Source organism: Amycolatopsis anabasis (genome assembly GCF_009765355.1).
In the GTDB taxonomy this organism is placed as follows: Bacteria; Actinomycetota; Actinomycetes; order Mycobacteriales; family Pseudonocardiaceae; genus Amycolatopsis; species Amycolatopsis anabasis.
In genome coordinates, this window is the sequence record NZ_VTHK01000010.1 from 18,937 (window position 1) to 34,205 (window position 15,269).

A 15,269-nucleotide genomic window follows, 5' to 3' on the forward strand; every position below is an offset into this window, starting at 1 on the left:
GTTATGGACGAACGCACCCGGCTTCCCGTTGTCGGCATGGTGGGCGGTGGCCAGCTGGCCCGGATGACCCATCAGGCCGCGATTTCCCTCGGCCAGTCCCTGCGCGTGCTCGCGGCGGGGGAGAACGACTCCGCCGGCCTGGTCGCGGGCGAGGTCGTGCAGGGCCACCACACCGACCTCGACGCGTTGCGCTCGTTCGCGGCCGGGGTCGACGTGCTGACCTTCGACCACGAGCACGTGCCCGGCGAACACCTGCGCACGCTGGTCGCCGAGGGCGTGGTCGTGCGCCCGGGCCCGGACGCGCTGGCGTTCGCCCAGAACAAGCAGCTCATGCGGGAACGACTGTCCGCACACGGTTTCCCGGGGCCGCCGTTCGCCAAAGTGTCCGATGTGGACGATGCGCTCAAGTTCGGTGACGAGCATTCCTGGCCGGTGGTGCTCAAGGCCGCGACCGGCGGTTACGACGGCCGCGGCGTGTGGATGCTCGACTCCGAGCGGGCCGCGCGCGACCTGATCCCCGAACTGCTCGCGGTCGGGACGCCGCTGCTGGTCGAGCGGAAGGTCGCGATGCGCCGCGAACTTTCGGCGCTGGTCGCCCGCTCGCCGTTCGGGCAGGGGGCCGCGTGGCCGGTGGTGGAAACCGTGCAGTCGGACGGGATCAACACCGAGGTGCTCGCCCCGGCCCCCGGCCTGACTCCGGAACAGGTGCACGAGGCGCAGGGGCTCGCGCTGCGGATCGCCGCCGAACTGGACGTCGTCGGCGTGCTCGCGGTCGAGCTGTTCGACACCGGCGAGGGCCTGCTGGTCAACGAGCTGGCGATGCGCCCGCACAACTCCGGTCACTGGACCATGGACGGCTCCCGGACCTCGCAGTTCGAGCAGCACCTGCGCGCGGTGCTGGACTACCCGCTCGGCGCCACGGACCTGCTGGCTCCCACGGTGATGGCGAACGTGCTCGGCGCGCCGGAAACCCCGGCGATGGGGCCGGACGAGCGGCTGCACCACCTGTTCGCGCGGTTCCCGGACGCCCGGGTGCACCTGTACGGCAAGGGGGAGCGGCCGGGGCGCAAGCTCGGGCACGTGAACCTGCTCGGCGGCGACCTGGAGCAGTCGCGGGAGCGGGCGAAGCTCGCCGCGCACTGGCTCTCCCACGCCGAATGGCTCGACGGCTACGAAATCCACTGAGGAGTTTTCCGCATGTCTGCGCGCGTTGGTGTGATCATGGGCAGCGATTCGGACTGGCCGGTGCTGGAGGCCGCCGGGCAGGCCCTCGACGAGTTCGGCGTGCCGTACGAGGTGGGCGTGTACTCGGCGCACCGCACGCCCCAGCGCATGCTCGACTACGCGACCTCGGCCGCCGGCCGCGGACTCCAGGTGATCATCGCCGGGGCCGGGGGCGCCGCGCATCTGCCCGGCATGGTGGCTTCGGCGACCGTGCTGCCGGTGATCGGCGTGCCGGTGCCGCTCAAGTACCTGGACGGGATGGATTCGCTGCTGTCGATCGTGCAGATGCCCGCGGGCGTGCCGGTCGCCACGGTTTCGGTTGGCGGCGCGCGCAACGCGGGCCTGCTCGCGGTGCGCATCCTCGCCGCGAGCGATCCCGCGCTGCGGGAGCGGATGGCGAAGTTCCAGGCGGATCTGCAACAGCTCGTGCTGGACAAGGACGCCGCCCTGCGCAAGCGCGTCGACGGCTGACTCACGCCTCCAGCTGGGCCCTCAGCTCGCGCTTGAGGACCTTGCCCGCGGCCGAGACCGGAATGCTGTCCACGAACCGCAGCTCGCGAATCCGCTTGTACGGCACCACTTTCGCGTTGATCGTGTCGAGGAGTTCCTGTTCGCTCGGTGCGCCGTCGCCGGGTGCGCGGACGATGAACGCGACCGGCAGTTCGCCTGCCTCCGGGCTGGGCCGCCCGACCACGGCCGCCGCGGCCACCCCCGGCTGGGCGATCAGCAGCTCCTCCAGTTCACGCGGGTACACGTTGTACCCCTTGTAGATCAGCATGTCCTTCTTGCGATCCACAATGGACAGATAGCCGTCCTCGTCGAGCACGCCGATGTCGCCGGTGCGCAGCCAGCCGTCGGTGAGTGCCTCGGCGGTCTCCTCCGGCCGGTTGAGGTAGCCGTCCATCACCTGGGGGCCGCGCAGGCACACCTCGCCCGCGGCGCCCGCCGGGACCGGGCCGTCCCCGCCGTCGGCGGGGACCAGCTTGACCTCGGTGTCGAACACCGGGATCCCGACCGAGCCCACCTTGCGCAGCCCGGACCGGAACGACGGTGACGACACCGCGCCCATCGTCACCTCGGTCAGCCCGTAGCCCTCGCTGATCACCGCCTCCGGGAACCGCCGCCGCAACGCGTTGATCATCTCGTGGGCCATCGGCGCGGCGCCGGAGGTCAGCATCCGCACCGAGGACAGGTCGCGGGCGGGGAAGTCGGGACATGCCATCAGCGCGGCGAACAACGCGGGTGCGCCACCCATCGTGGTAACCCGCAGCCGTTCCGCGTCCGCGAGGTAGGCGGGCGGGTTCAGCCGGTCGTGCAGCACCACGGTCGTTCCGGTGAGCACCGGGATGACCAGCGAGCCGATGAGGCCCATCGCGTGGAAGAACGGCGTCAGGTTGATCGCCACCCCGGTGCCGAGCCGGATCGGCCACTCCCGCTCGTCGCCGATCTGGTCCAGGAGCACGTCCCCCGCCGGGTCGAGCGCGGGGATCGATCCGGTCGACCAGCAGGCGTACTGCAGGGCGTTCACCACGACGTTGCGGTGCGGTATCCGCACGCCCTTGGACCGCCCGGTGGTCCCGCCGGTGTAGCCGAGGTTCGCGAGCGTCCGCGGGTCGAACCGCACCTGAGGCGGGGTGACCGGTTCGCCGCCGAAGGCCGCCGACTCCACCCGCGCCGGATCGTCGAGCACCTCGACCGCACGGGAGTCGTCGAGCTGCGCGGCGAGATCATCCGGTGGCAGCAGCGGATTCGCCGGGCTGAACGTGGCCCCGGCCAGCTGGACGCCGAAGTAGGCGACCGGGTAGGCGAGGCAGTTCGGCAGCCGGACGGCCACCGTGTCACCGGGCCCGATGCCGCGTTCCGCCAATGCGCGTGCGAACCGGCAGGCGGCCTGGTATACCTCCGCGAAGCTCAGGCTCCGGTCGCCGTGCGCGAAGGCGGTCCGCTCGCCGTACCGCCTGGCCGCTCCCGCCGCGATCGAGCCGACCGGGACGTCGGGGTAGTCGAGGGTTCTGGGCAGGCCCGGTGGCCAGGATCGCGTGGTGATCGGCATCACTGCACGGTACGAAGACTGCGGCCGAAGACACAAGGACGAGCAAGTAAACGAGCGCTAACATCAACAGTGGTCTTGTATCGCTCGAGAGAGGTGACACTGGTGTCTGACGGCCCCGGGCTGTACCAGCTTGCCGAGGAGCACGAGGAGCTGCGGGCTGCCGTGCGTGCCCTCGCGGAGAAGGAGATCGCTCCCTACGCCGCCGAGGTGGACGAGCAGGAGCGCTACCCGGTCGAGGCGCGGGACGCGCTGGCCAAGGCCGGTTTCAACGCCGTGCACATTCCCGAGGCGTACGAGGGCCAGGGCGCCGACGCGATCGCGGCGTGCATCGTGATCGAGGAGGTCGCCCGGGTCGACGCGTCGGCGTCGCTGATTCCCGCGGTGAACAAGCTGGGCACCCAGCCGATCCTGCTGTCGGCCTCGGAGGAGCTCAAGAAGCTGGTCCTGCCGTCGATCGCGTCGGGTGAGGCGTCCGCCTCCTACGCGCTGTCGGAGCGGGAAGCCGGTTCGGACACCGCCTCGATGCGCGCCCGGGCTCGCCTGGAGGGCGACTCGTGGGTGCTCAACGACACCAAGTGCTGGATCACCAACGCCGGTGAGTCGACCTGGTACACGGTCATGGCCGTCACCGATCCGGAGGCCGAGAAGAAGGCCAACGGCATCTCGGCGTTCGTGGTGCACAAGGACGACCCGGGTTTCTCGGTCGGCCCGAAGGAGCGCAAGCTCGGCATCAAGGGCTCCCCGACCCGGGAGATCTACTTCGAGAACTGCACGATCCCGGCCGACCGGATCATCGGCGAACCGGGCACCGGCCTGAAGACCGCGCTGCGCACGCTCGACCACACGCGCCCGACCATCGGCGCGCAGGCCCTGGGCATCGCGCAGGGCGCCCTGGACGCGGCCGTGGCCTACGTCAAGGAGCGCAAGCAGTTCGGCAAGGCGATCAGCGAATTCCAGGGCGTGCAGTTCATGCTCGCCGACATGGGCACCAAGGTCGAAGCCGCCCGGCACCTGATCTACGCCTCCGCCGCCGCCACCGAGCGCGGCGACTCGCGCGCCGGATTCATGGCCAGCGCCGCCAAGTCCTACGCCTCCGATATCGCGATGGAGGTCACCACCGACGCGGTCCAGCTCTTCGGCGGCGCCGGCTACACCCGCGACTTCCCGGTCGAGCGCATGATGCGCGACGCCAAGATCACCCAGATCTACGAGGGCACCAACCAGATCCAGCGCCTGGTCATGGCCCGCCAGCTCCTCCGATAGCCGTTTCTTGCCGGTCACCGGCCTGCGTCAGGCGCAGGCCGGTGTTCTGGCGCATGCCGGTCCTTCCGGCATCAGCCGAGCGGGGAGATGACCATGACGATCCGGAACCCGATCGCGTGGGCATACGCCTGCAATTCGCGGACGGTGACTTCGCGCTGGAGTTTCTCCAGGCGGCACACGAAAGCCGCGTCGCGACCCAGGTAGGCGGCAACCTCGCGTTGGGTGAGACCGCGGTTGTGGCGCAGCCGGACGAGATCTCGGGTCAGCTCGGTGAGCGGGTCGGCGAACGGCGCGGACATGGCGTGCTCGAGTTCGACTTGGCGATACATGATTCCGTTGTCAGGTCGTTGGCGTTCGTCTCGGCGATCTCGTCGCAGACGTGGCATTCGTAGATGTGGGGCTGGTTCCTGCGGTCCTTGGCGGGCACCCGGTGCAGCGCTTCGCACAGCGTCTTCACGTACTCGCCCGCTGGAGGCCGGACGCGGTACTGAGTCCGGTGCCGCACGCCACCGATCAACGGCCGATAGCAGGGCAGCAACTCCGGCTCCGGGCGGGCGTGGCGGCCGTGCGGCATCAGTCCGCACCGTCCTCGGTGAACACATCGCCCTCGTCGGTCTCGACCGTGCCATATTGATCAACTTTCCAGCTCATAGCCGCGACTCGATCGGGAACCGGTACCCCTTGAGAATCGCCATTTCGTCGTGACCTTCCGTGTCGTTTTTCTTCGAGTTCGCCGCTGTACTCGCGGCACTCTTCAGAGGTACGGCCAGGTTGAGTCGCGTCACGACAGCGCGAAGATCTCCTCTTGAACTTCCAGCACTCGCCGAGTCTCGTCTCTGTCTCGTCTTGCGGTAGCCTCGTCTCATGAGCAGCAACGGAGGGGGTACTCCGGTGGTCAGCAAGCCGGTCGTGCTGAAGGTGCTGCTGCGACAGCGGCACCTGCAAGGGCACTCCGCGTTCAACAAGGAATACGACAAGCTCGCCAAGAAAATTGACCCGGATCTTGTCGGTAGTGGACCGAGCAAGGCGCAGTTCTACCGGTGGCTTTCCGGCGAACTTCGCGGCCTGCCGTATGCGCACCACTGCCGAATCCTGGAAAGCATGTTCCCCGCGTGGACAGCGGCCCAACTGTTCGAACCACATACCGGCGGCAACGAGTTTGTTCCCGAGCCCCCGGCGAAGGCCGCCGCGAGCCCAGTCCCGGCTCAGGGCATGGCAGACGTGACGGCCGTATTTCCCACCCGGCCCGCGTTCCTGCACGAGGTTCCACCGCACAAGCTGTTCGACAACGCCGAGAAGATCAGCATGGTCGGGCTATCGCTCAACCTGCTGTGCCAGCAGTACTCCGACAAGTCCCTGACCGATCTCCTCGAAACCGGCACCGTCGTCGAGCTGCTGTTCCTCGACCCGCAAGGCGAGTACATCAAGGCCCGAGAATGCGAGGAGTCCCACCGGCCGGGCGTGCTGACCACGCTCACCGCACTCAACATCCAGACCGTGCAGCGCCTCCAAAGCAAGCTCTCACCCGAGGCCCAGGGGAACCTGCGCATCCGCACCTACGACGAAGCCGTACGGTTCAACATCACCGTGATCGACGATGTGACCTGCGTCGTGCAGCCCTACCTGCCCGATGCGCGCGGGGTGGAGTCGCCGACACTGGTGATCGAGAAGCAGGAAGGGGCGCCGGGGCTGTTCAACACGTTCACCCAGGTGCTCACCTCGATGTGGGACCGGGCGAAGGACGTCACCGCGTGAAAGATACCGCCGAACTACTCGCCGTCGCCCAAGCCGCGGTCGAGATTGGCTACAAGCTCATGACCACCACCGGCCCCGGCCAGGTCCACGAGAAAGGCGACCGCGACCTGGTCACCGACCTGGACCTTCGCATCCAGCGCGAGATCAAGACCTACCTGGAACGAGCCGCCCCCGGCATCGTCTTCCTCGGCGAAGAACAAGGCGGCGGCACCCTCGACCAGGACGCCAACTACGTCTGGGCGCTCGACCCGATCGACGGGACCTCGAACTTCGCCCACGGCCTACCGCTCTGCGCGGTCTCCCTTGCCCTGGTCCACCGAGGCGAACCGGTCGTGGCCGTCATGGTCGCCCCGTTCCTGGAACTGCGCTACCACGCCATCAAGGGCGAAGGCTCCTACGCCAACGGCCGCCGCATGCAGGCCAGCACCACCACCAGCCTGAACAAGGCCATGGTCTCGATCGGCGACTACGCCGTGGGCAAGAACGCTGCCGAGAAGAACCGCCGCCGCCTCGCCCTCACCAAACTCCTAGCCGAAAACGTCGAACGGGTCCGCATGTTCGGCTCCGCCGCCCTCGACCTCGCCTTCGTCGCCGAAGGCCGCACCGACGCCTGCATCATCCTCGCCAACAAACCCTGGGACACCGCCGCAGGCGTCCTCCTCGCCCGCGAAGCGGGCGTAGAAGTTATCGACGCAACCGGCGATATGCACAACTTTGGTTCTCGCGAAACAATCGCAGCCAGTCCATCTATCTCCGCTGCACTACTTTCGCTCGTCGTCACTGCTGTTGCAGAACAGGAACAGACTTAATTTTTCGGGACTCGGTTGAGGTCTCCATGTAGGGAAGCTACGAATTTGGTGAAATTGCTGCTTTCGCTATCGTCTCGTTGATCGCAGCTTGGAACGATGATCCTGTCCTTAATGGGTGAGTCGTAATTCAATTGAATCCTAGCGCCGTATGGCCATTGTCCGTTCCCATGGCTCTCAAGCCATGGCTGGTTTACGGTACGCCCAGAATTTTCACGGGGAATTATTGTGACAGAACGAAGAAGTTGACGAGACCACATATCGACTAGCACATCTGCCTGGTCGAACGGATCTGCGCCTGTTTCGGGGACTGACGAATCCTTCCATGTTGCTTTCACTACAGTCGACTCGGTGAACAGTATTGCAACTCCATCAGTTGTATCGATATTCCAGTCAATTGAAACGTCGTAGAGGATCTTCTTCTGGTTGCGAGATAAAGCATAAATGCGCCGGAGTACATGCGGGGGAATCTGGTCGCCCGCCTGAGGGTTTGCGGCAACAAACCCTTTTCGGAGTTCGCGCAATGATTCTTCTAGCATTCGATAGTCTCCATTCTCGTTTCTCACTGCTGTGGCAAGAGAGTCGGCAGTCGGTGGTTCGGCGTTACGTTGCCGAATTTGTTCTATGGGATCAAGGCGCGCCGCCTGCGGCAGCGCGCGTCAGGCCCGTCACCTTGGCGGCCGTGCCCGAGGTCGACGCGGCCAACGCCGGGCCTGCCGCTCCGCTCACGGCCCGGCAGGCCGCGCGGCACGGCCGCCCGCAGGTGGTCACCGGCGCGCCGCCGCAGGCGACCCGAAGCACCACAGGCCAGCTCTCCAGCCGGACGGCTCACGCTCGCCAGTCGCCAGCCCCACCGCCCCGAACGCCGGATCGTCCAACGGCCGCCGCACCGCGTCAAGGCGGGAAAGCGTGCCTTGACCCGGCACGACGGCCGCGTGGGATGGCTGCGTATCGGAGCGATGGGGGAGGAGTGGTCGAGCAAGATCAGGCCGTCTCCAGGCCGTCGGAGGTCGGGCACGGCCGAGAACGCGCGAGAACTGTCGAGAGGTAAATAGGCAGGTCAGCGGCCTTTTTCGGCTGAGATCCGCAGGTGATCAAGAACTCGGGGAGAGATCACCCAGATCTACGAGGGCGCCAACCAGATCCAGCGCCTGGTCATGGCTCGCGCCCTGCTCAAGGGCTGACGGCCGTCGCCGGAGAACCGCCCCGGATTCCGCGAACGCGGGTTCGGGGCGGTTCTGTGCTGCCGTCCGGGTGACGGATGTCCCGCGAAGCGGGTTTTACGTGAGCTTTAGCCCCGGCTGCGGTAGCCTCGTCGATCGGTAGTTGAAGTTTCAATTGATCGGGGAGCTGGTTCCGGATGTTCACTCGGGTTCAGGATGTGACCCTGTTGCTCGGCCGCATCGGAGTGGCGGTCGTGTTCCTGGCGCACGGCCTGCAGAAATGGGACAACGGCCTGGACGCCACGTCGGCGTTCTTCGGCAAGACGGGCATCCCGCTGCCGACCGTGGCCGCGCTGTTCGCGATGGCCGTCGAGGTCATCGGGTCGATCGCGTTCATCGTCGGATTCGCGTTGCCGCTGGTCGGCCTGGGCTATGTGGTCGTTTCGGTGGGCGCGATCCTGTCCGTGCACATCGACAACGGCCTGACCGGTCAGGGCGGCTACGAGCTGGTGCTGGTGCTCGCCGCGGCCGGGCTGGCGCTCGGGTTCAACGGCGGCCGCCTGTCGCTGGACTACCTGCTGTTCTGGCGCAAGCGGGAGGCGAAGAAGGAGCGGCAGGTGGCCGCGCCTCAGGTCGCCTGACCCAGGTCCACAGTGGTCTGCTCGGTGCGGCGCCGGTCGTCCAGTTTGGCCGGATCCGCGCCGGTGACCTGGACCAGATGCGCGCCCGCGGTCAGCGGGGCGATCAGTCCACTGAGGACGCCATCCGGCAGCGACCAGTCCAGAGTGGACAGAACGCGGTCACCGGCCCCGATGCCCTGGCTGGTGGCTCGTGCCCGGGCGTCGGCCAGGACGGAGTCCACTGTGGAGGAAAGCAGGGCGGGTGTGTCGCCGGAGATCGGGAACAGCGGGCTGAAGTCGTCTCCGGCGAGCCGCGCCTCGGCGAGGTAGTCGAGCGCGCCCTCCGGTGGCGGGGCGGAAAGCCCTCGCCCCAACGGGTCCAGGGCGACCACGGCGGTCGCTTCCGCGGTGGTCGGCGGGTTCCCCGGGGCGATGAAGGCGACCTTGGCGTCGCCCGGATCCGCGACCACGTGCGCACCGCACCACCACGCGCCCAGCAGTACCCCGGCGGTCTGCCAGTGCGCGGGCAGCGCCACCGCGACCTTGTCACCCGGTTCGACGTCGAGCTCTTCGACCAGCCAGTTGGCCGTCTTCGCCGCCCAGTTCGCACAGGTGGCCGCGGAGAGCTCGACACGGGTGCCGGCCGCGTCGTCGTAGTGCGTGATCAGTGGGCGCGCTCCGCCGGTGGTCAGCAGCGGGCGCAACAGGTGCTCGGTAACGCTCACCAGGCGACTGTAACGAGCCGCACAGTCGCCTAGTCGACGCAGGTTGCGCTACCGGCCGCGACCTGCGGCGCGGCGGGCGCCGCACCCCCGGAGCCGCTGCCGCCGCCACCCGCGCCGGGCGCCGGCGAGGCCGGGGCGCCGCGGCCGACGAGATCCCGGACGAACTGCCGGACCGCGGTCAGATCGGTTTCCACGATGCTCTGGCCGTCCGGGCTGCGCCCGCCGATCTTGGTCACCGGAATGGTCTCGAAGCGGACGTCACCGGAGACGATTCCCTTGGCCTGCTCGGCGAATTCGAGGATGTTGAGGCCGGGGTCGAGTACGACCGAGCGGTGGATCGCGTCGGTGAGCTGGTTCAGCATCGACGGGCTGGTGAGCGTGCCCGCGGACAGCACCTTGTGCAGCGCGGAAGCCAGGAACGCTTGCTGGCGCAGGATGCGGTCCATGTCCCCGCGCGGCAGGTTCTTCCGCTGGCGCACGAAGGAAAGCGCCTCGCCCCCGGACACGACCTGGCGGCCCGCGCGGAAGTCGGCGCCGGAGTCCTTGTCCTCGGTGGGGTGCTTGAGGCACACCTCCACGCCGCCGAGGGCTTCGGTGAGCAGGTAGAAGCCGAGCAGGCTGACCTCGGCGTAGTGGTCGATCCGGATCTGGGTGAAGTCCTGCACGGTTTTCACCAAAGCCTTGCGACCGGCCTGGTCGGATTCCCGCTCGATTTCCGCGTTGTCGGTCTTGCCGTCCTTGCGCAGCTGGGCGGCCTCGGCGATCTTGGCTGCCCCGTAGGCGGAGTTGATCTTGGCCTGGCCGCCCTGCGGGACATCCACCCAGGTGTCGCGGGGAAGGGAGATCCCGGCCGGTTTGCCGCCGTTCTTCGGGATCCGCAGCACCATCATGGTGTCTGTGTTGATGCCGGCCTTCTCCTCGGTGCGCAGTGCTTTGAGTACCGTGAGCGGCAACGGGTTGCCCTGCATGTCGGTCCGGGCGTCGGTGCCGACGAGCAGGATGTCGGTCGCCCCGTCGTCCGCGGGCGGCGCCTGCCGGTCGTCGCCCTGATCGAGCGCGTCCGTGGTGTGCATGTTGTCCTGGAGCCGGTCGTAGGTCGCGTATGCGTAGCCGGTGGCGACCAGCGCGGCCACGGACAGCAGTGCCAGCGCGGCCTTGCCGACGGTCCGGGTCTTGCTCGCCTTGCGGTGCCGAGGACCTGCCTCGCCGACAGGAGCCGCCCCGGGCGTCGCGGGCCTGGAACGCGGATAAGGAGTCGGACGCGGACGATCACCATGCGTCAACAGCGGAAGGTGATCCTCAAATCTGGGCGGCTCTCCGGAAACCCCCTGCTTCCCCTGGTGAGCAGTGCTCTCCCAAGGCGCAGCGTCAGGGCGCTCCACTTCGAGAGCACCGCTCTCCCCGTGCGTGGAGGCAGGGTGCTCCGTTCGGAGATCACCGCTCTCCAACTCCGCGGCGTCAGGGTGCTCCGCTTCGAGAGCACCGCTCTCCGACCACGTGGCATCCTGCCGCTCTGTTTCGAGAGCGCTGCTCTCTGTTCTTGCGGCATCGGAGCGGTCCCTCGAGAGAGCACCGCTCTCTGTTCCCGCGAGGACTGGCCGCTCTGATTGGAGAGCGCTGCTCTCGGATTCCGTGGAGTCGGGGTGCTCTGATTCGAGAGCAGCGCTCTCGGTTGCCGCGGGGGCTGGGGCTGTTTCTGTGGAGGCCTGAGGTTCCGTGGAGGCCCGGGATTCTGCGGGGGCTTGCGGTTCTGTGGGGAGAGCGGTGCTCTCGGAAGTTGGGGAGGTGGGGTGCTCTGATTCGAGAGCGGTGCTCTCTGGGGGTGGAGGGGGGTGCTCTGAATTGTGAGCGGTGCTCTTGGGAGGGGTGGGTTGCTGGTCGTGGCTGTTGTCGCGCATCGGGCTCACCTCCCCACCCCGCCTCGAAGTCGATCGTCACCTGCCGTGGTCAAGATTAAGGCACGGAGCCCGGCGCACCTCAGTTGACGCAGGGCACGCCGCCTGCGGTGATGGGGCGAGCGGGCGGCGCCGAAGAACTCGAGGCCGAACTGGACGAGGGAGTGCTCGACGGCGGGGACGACGGCACGGGCGGGTGGGCGCTCGACTGGGCGACCGGCTGGTCGGGCCGGGTGGCGGCGCCGTGGTAGTCCCGGCCGAGCAGCACCCGGAGGTGACCGCGCGCGACATCCCGATCCGGTTCGACCTGGATCCGATCGCCCAGGGCCTGCTTGATCGCCGCGGCGCCCGACTCCTCGCCCGGCGCGTACCGGACCAGGGTGGTCGCCCGGGGGGTGAGTTGCGTGCTGCCGCCGTCACGGAAACCTTTGGCCTGCAGCAGTTTCCGCGTGTCCGCGCCGAGCGTGGCGTCGCCGGTGCCGTTGAAGAGTTCCACGGTGAACGCCTCGGCGCCGGGGATCTTCGCCGTGCCGCCGGTCGAAGACGGGCTGGTCGGGCCGGTCGGAGTGCCGTCGTCGGTCAGCTCGTGGATGAACGCCTGCACCTGCGCGGCGTCGACCTTCATCACGTCCGCCCCGCCGATCACCGCGTTGCCCTGCACCGGGATCGTGTGGAACTCGACGTTTCCGCTGGTCAGCCCGCGCATCTGGTCGGCGAACTCGAGCAGGTCCCAGTCCTGGGACAGCACCACCGACTTCTTCACCGCCTCGATCACGTCGCCGACCTTGACCGGGTTGGCCAGTACGTCCGGCGACAGCACCTTGCGCGCGAGACCGGACAGGAACGCCTGCTGGCGGGCGATCCGGTCCAGGTCGCCGTTCTGCAGGTCGTACCGCTGCCGGACGAACGCCAGCGCCTGCACGCCTTCGACGGTCTGGTGACCGGCCGGCAGGTCGACCCCCGATTTCCGCTCGCGGACCGGGTTGTTCAGGCACACCTCGACGCCGCCGATGGCCTTGGTGACCTCGTAGAAACTGGACAGGTTCACCTCGGCGTACCGGTCGATCATGCCGGGCTTGCCCATGAACTGCTCGAGGGTGGCGATCAGGTTCTTCCGGCCGGCGACCTTGGCCTGCTTGTCGACCTCTTTCAGATCGGTCATCCCCTGCTGTTGCAGGGTTTTCGACTTGTCGTTGTACGCGTAGACGAAGGCGCCGTTGAGCTTGTGCTTGCCGTAGCCTCCGGCCAGTTCGACCCAGGAGTCGCGGGGGAACGAGATGGCCACCGCGCGCTTCCCGTTCTGGGGGATGTGCACCAGGATCATCGTGTCGGTCTGCCGCTCGCCGTCCGAGTCGCCGGCGTGCAGCATGTCCAGCACCTCGCGGGGCAGTGGGTTGCCCTGCTCGTCGGTGCGGCTGTCCTGGCCGACGAGCAGGATGTCCACCGCGCCGTCCAGCGGCTTGGCCTCCATCGGCTTGTCGAACACGTTGGTGGTGGCCAGCCCGTCGTTCGGGTCGCCGATGAACTGCCAGCCGTACCAGGTCAGCGCCAGGATGAGCGCGGACACCAGGCCGACCACGATCTTGCCGCTGACCAGGGCGAACACACCCGCTCGGGCGCGTCTGGGCGCGGCGAGAGGTGGCGGTACGTTGCTCACGCGCGCTCCTCCCAGGCCCGTCTGCCGATCAGCGTTGCCCCCGGACAACCGTCACAGACCGGTGTCACCGCTCCATTTTACTGTGACCCCTGTTAGACGTCCGTAGGCTCATCAAAGTTGCCCCGCGCATGGCACACTGCGGGTGGCGGCAGGCGAGCAGGTGAAAGGGCAGGGACGCAGATGCGCGTGTTGGTCACCGGGGGCGCGGGTTTCATCGGATCGCACTACGTGCGGCAGGCATTGTCCGGTGAGTATCCGACGTTGTCCGACGCCGAAGTGGTGGTACTCGACAAACTCACCTATGCCGGTAACGAGAAGAACCTCGAGCCGGTCGCGGGCAATCCGCGATTCCGATTCGTGAAGGGCGATATCTGCGATCCGAACCTGGTGTCCGAAGTGATGTCCGGAGTGGACCTGGTCGTGCACTTCGCGGCTGAGTCCCATGTGGACCGTTCGATCTTCGGTTCCGCGGATTTCGTGCTCACCAACGTGCTCGGCACGCAAACCCTGCTGCAGGCGGCGCTCGGCGCCGGGGTGGGCAAGTTCGTGCACGTCTCCACCGACGAGGTTTACGGATCCATTGAAACAGGCTCGTGGACCGAGGACCACGTGCTCGAACCGAATTCGCCGTATTCCGCGTCGAAAGCGTCCTCGGATCTGCTGGCGCGCGCTTTCTACCGCACGCACAAACTTCCGGTCTGCGTGACCCGGTGTTCGAACAACTACGGTCCGTACCAGTTCCCGGAAAAGGTCATCCCGCTGTTCGTGACCAATTTGCTGGACGGCAAGAAGGTGCCGCTCTACGGGGACGGCCTCAATGTTCGTGACTGGCTGCACGTGGATGATCACTGTCGTGGCATCCAGCTCGTCGCCGACAGCGGCCGGGCCGGGGAGATCTACAACATCGGCGGCGGCACCGAGCTCACCAACGCCGACCTGACCGAGCGGCTGCTGGCCGCCCTCGACGCCGGTTGGGAGATGGTGGAGCCGGTGGAGGACCGCAAGGGGCACGACCGCCGGTACTCGGTGGACATCACCAAGATCAGCGAGGAGCTCGGCTACGCGCCGCGGGTGTCCTTCGCGGACGGGCTCGCCGACACCGTGCGCTGGTACCAGGCGAACCGCGCCTGGTGGGAGCCGTTGAAGGGCCGGGCGGCGCTGGCGGACACCTCGGGCGGGCCGGCGCTTCCATGACCGCTCCGGCCAAGCTCTCCCTGCTCGTCCCCGGCGGCTCCGGTCAGCTGGGGCGTGAGTTCGCCGCGCTCGACGGCGAGGACGTCGAAGTGCGCGCACCCGGTTCGGCCGAACTGGACGTGACCGAGGCCGGTGCGGTGATCGAAGCCGTGGCGGACCTCGCGGCGCGGGCGGAGAGCGCGGGCAGGCGGCCGGTCGTGGTCAACGCGGCCGCCTACACCAAGGTGGACGACGCCGAGGAGTACGAGGACCGCGCGTTCGCGGTGAACGCGGACGGTCCCCGTGTGCTGGCGGCGGCGTGCACCTCGCGCCGGGTGCCGCTGGTGCACTTGTCGACCGACTACGTGTTCTCCGGTGACGGGGACCGCCCGTACCGGCCGGACGACCCGATCCGGCCCCGCAGCGCCTACGGCCGGACCAAGGCCGCGGGGGAGGACGCGGTCCTCGGTTCCGGGGCCTCGGCCTGGGTGGTGCGGACCGGTTACGTGTACGGCGCCACCGGGCACAACTTCGTGCGCACCATGGTGCGCTTGGAAGGCGAGCGCGACACGGTGTCCGTTGTGGACGATCAGCGCGGTTCGCCGACGTGGACCGCGGATCTGGCCGCCGGGCTGGTCGAGCTGGCCCGGCTGATCGCCGACGGCCGCGGGCCGAGCGCGCGGATCCTGCACTGCACCGGCGGCGGCGAGACCACCTGGTACCACTTCACCCGGGCGATCTTCGCCGAGCTGGGCGCCGATCCGGACCGGGTCAAACCGTGCGCCACCGCGGACTTCCCGCGCCCCGCGCCGCGCCCGGCGTATTCGGTGCTGTCCAAAGAGGAATGGGCCGAAGCCGGGCTGACCCCGCTCCGCCCGTGGCAGGACGCGCTCAAGGAATTCTTCAACCGCCACGGCGCCGAACTCCGCCCCTGA

At 67.9% G+C, this 15,269-nt stretch carries 13 protein-coding genes; 8 read left to right on the forward strand and 5 right to left on the reverse strand.

What is annotated here, in order from left to right:
* Window positions 1-3 precede the first annotated feature (3 nt).
* Window positions 4-1,185 carry a 5-(carboxyamino)imidazole ribonucleotide synthase gene (locus FXO23_RS15160; RefSeq protein WP_158885251.1) on the forward strand — a complete coding sequence of 394 codons (1,182 nt, stop codon included), beginning with the start codon at window positions 4-6 and terminating at the stop codon, window positions 1,183-1,185.
* Between the two features lie 12 nt (window positions 1,186-1,197).
* On the forward strand, window positions 1,198-1,695 hold the full coding sequence (gene purE, locus FXO23_RS15165) for a 5-(carboxyamino)imidazole ribonucleotide mutase (RefSeq protein WP_158885252.1): 498 nt from the start codon (window positions 1,198-1,200) through the stop codon (window positions 1,693-1,695).
* 1 nt (window position 1,696) lies between these two features.
* On the opposite strand, the gene FXO23_RS15170 is transcribed toward purE, so the two are convergent.
* Window positions 1,697-3,277 carry a class I adenylate-forming enzyme family protein gene (locus FXO23_RS15170; RefSeq protein WP_158885253.1) on the reverse strand — a complete coding sequence of 527 codons (1,581 nt, stop codon included), beginning with the start codon at window positions 3,275-3,277 and terminating at the stop codon, window positions 1,697-1,699.
* A 93-nt stretch (window positions 3,278-3,370) separates the two neighbouring features.
* On the opposite strand from FXO23_RS15170, the gene FXO23_RS15175 reads away from it, so the two are divergent.
* The gene (locus tag FXO23_RS15175; RefSeq protein WP_179956774.1) at window positions 3,371-4,540 is read left to right on the forward strand and encodes an acyl-CoA dehydrogenase family protein; all 1,170 of its coding nucleotides are present in this window, start codon (window positions 3,371-3,373) and stop codon (window positions 4,538-4,540) included.
* A gap of 71 nt (window positions 4,541-4,611) precedes the next feature.
* On the opposite strand, the gene FXO23_RS15180 is transcribed toward FXO23_RS15175, so the two are convergent.
* Complete coding sequence (locus FXO23_RS15180; RefSeq protein ID WP_246257270.1) at window positions 4,612-4,869, reverse strand: helix-turn-helix domain-containing protein; 258 nt, start codon at window positions 4,867-4,869, stop codon at window positions 4,612-4,614.
* A 535-nt stretch (window positions 4,870-5,404) separates the two neighbouring features.
* On the opposite strand from FXO23_RS15180, the gene FXO23_RS15185 reads away from it, so the two are divergent.
* The 3 genes from FXO23_RS15185 (at window position 5,405) to FXO23_RS15195 (ending at window position 8,905) form a co-directional block, all read left to right on the forward strand.
* Entirely contained in the window at window positions 5,405-6,295 is an 891-nt protein-coding gene (locus FXO23_RS15185) for a DUF5919 domain-containing protein (RefSeq protein WP_246257275.1), read from the forward strand.
* The gene (locus tag FXO23_RS15190; RefSeq protein ID WP_158885255.1) at window positions 6,292-7,104 is read left to right on the forward strand and encodes an inositol monophosphatase family protein; all 813 of its coding nucleotides are present in this window, start codon (window positions 6,292-6,294) and stop codon (window positions 7,102-7,104) included. Before FXO23_RS15185 ends, FXO23_RS15190 begins: the two co-directional genes overlap by 4 nt.
* A gap of 1,357 nt (window positions 7,105-8,461) precedes the next feature.
* Complete coding sequence (locus tag FXO23_RS15195; RefSeq protein WP_158885256.1) at window positions 8,462-8,905, forward strand: DoxX family protein; 444 nt, start codon at window positions 8,462-8,464, stop codon at window positions 8,903-8,905.
* Here the strand turns inward: FXO23_RS15195 and FXO23_RS15200 are convergent.
* The 3 genes from FXO23_RS15200 to FXO23_RS15210 all read right to left on the reverse strand — a co-directional run bounded on the left by FXO23_RS15200 (window position 8,893) and on the right by FXO23_RS15210 (window position 13,161).
* Complete coding sequence (locus FXO23_RS15200) at window positions 8,893-9,609, reverse strand: TIGR03089 family protein (protein WP_158885257.1); 717 nt, start codon at window positions 9,607-9,609, stop codon at window positions 8,893-8,895. The two genes, FXO23_RS15195 and FXO23_RS15200, sit on opposite strands and share 13 nt — an antisense overlap.
* A gap of 29 nt (window positions 9,610-9,638) precedes the next feature.
* A complete protein-coding gene (locus tag FXO23_RS15205; protein WP_343034483.1) occupies window positions 9,639-10,892 on the reverse strand; it encodes an LCP family protein in 1,254 nt (417 codons plus the stop codon).
* A gap of 694 nt (window positions 10,893-11,586) precedes the next feature.
* Window positions 11,587-13,161, reverse strand: coding sequence for an LCP family protein (locus tag FXO23_RS15210; RefSeq protein ID WP_158885259.1), 1,575 nt, complete (start codon window positions 13,159-13,161; stop codon window positions 11,587-11,589).
* Between the two features lie 180 nt (window positions 13,162-13,341).
* On the opposite strand from FXO23_RS15210, the gene rfbB reads away from it, so the two are divergent.
* Window positions 13,342-14,355 carry a dTDP-glucose 4,6-dehydratase gene (rfbB, locus tag FXO23_RS15215; RefSeq protein WP_158885260.1) on the forward strand — a complete coding sequence of 338 codons (1,014 nt, stop codon included), beginning with the start codon at window positions 13,342-13,344 and terminating at the stop codon, window positions 14,353-14,355.
* Window positions 14,352-15,269 (forward strand): dTDP-4-dehydrorhamnose reductase, encoded by a 918-nt coding sequence (gene rfbD, locus FXO23_RS15220; protein ID WP_158885261.1) that lies wholly within the window; start codon window positions 14,352-14,354, stop codon window positions 15,267-15,269. The genes rfbB and rfbD overlap by 4 nt, the downstream gene beginning before the upstream one ends.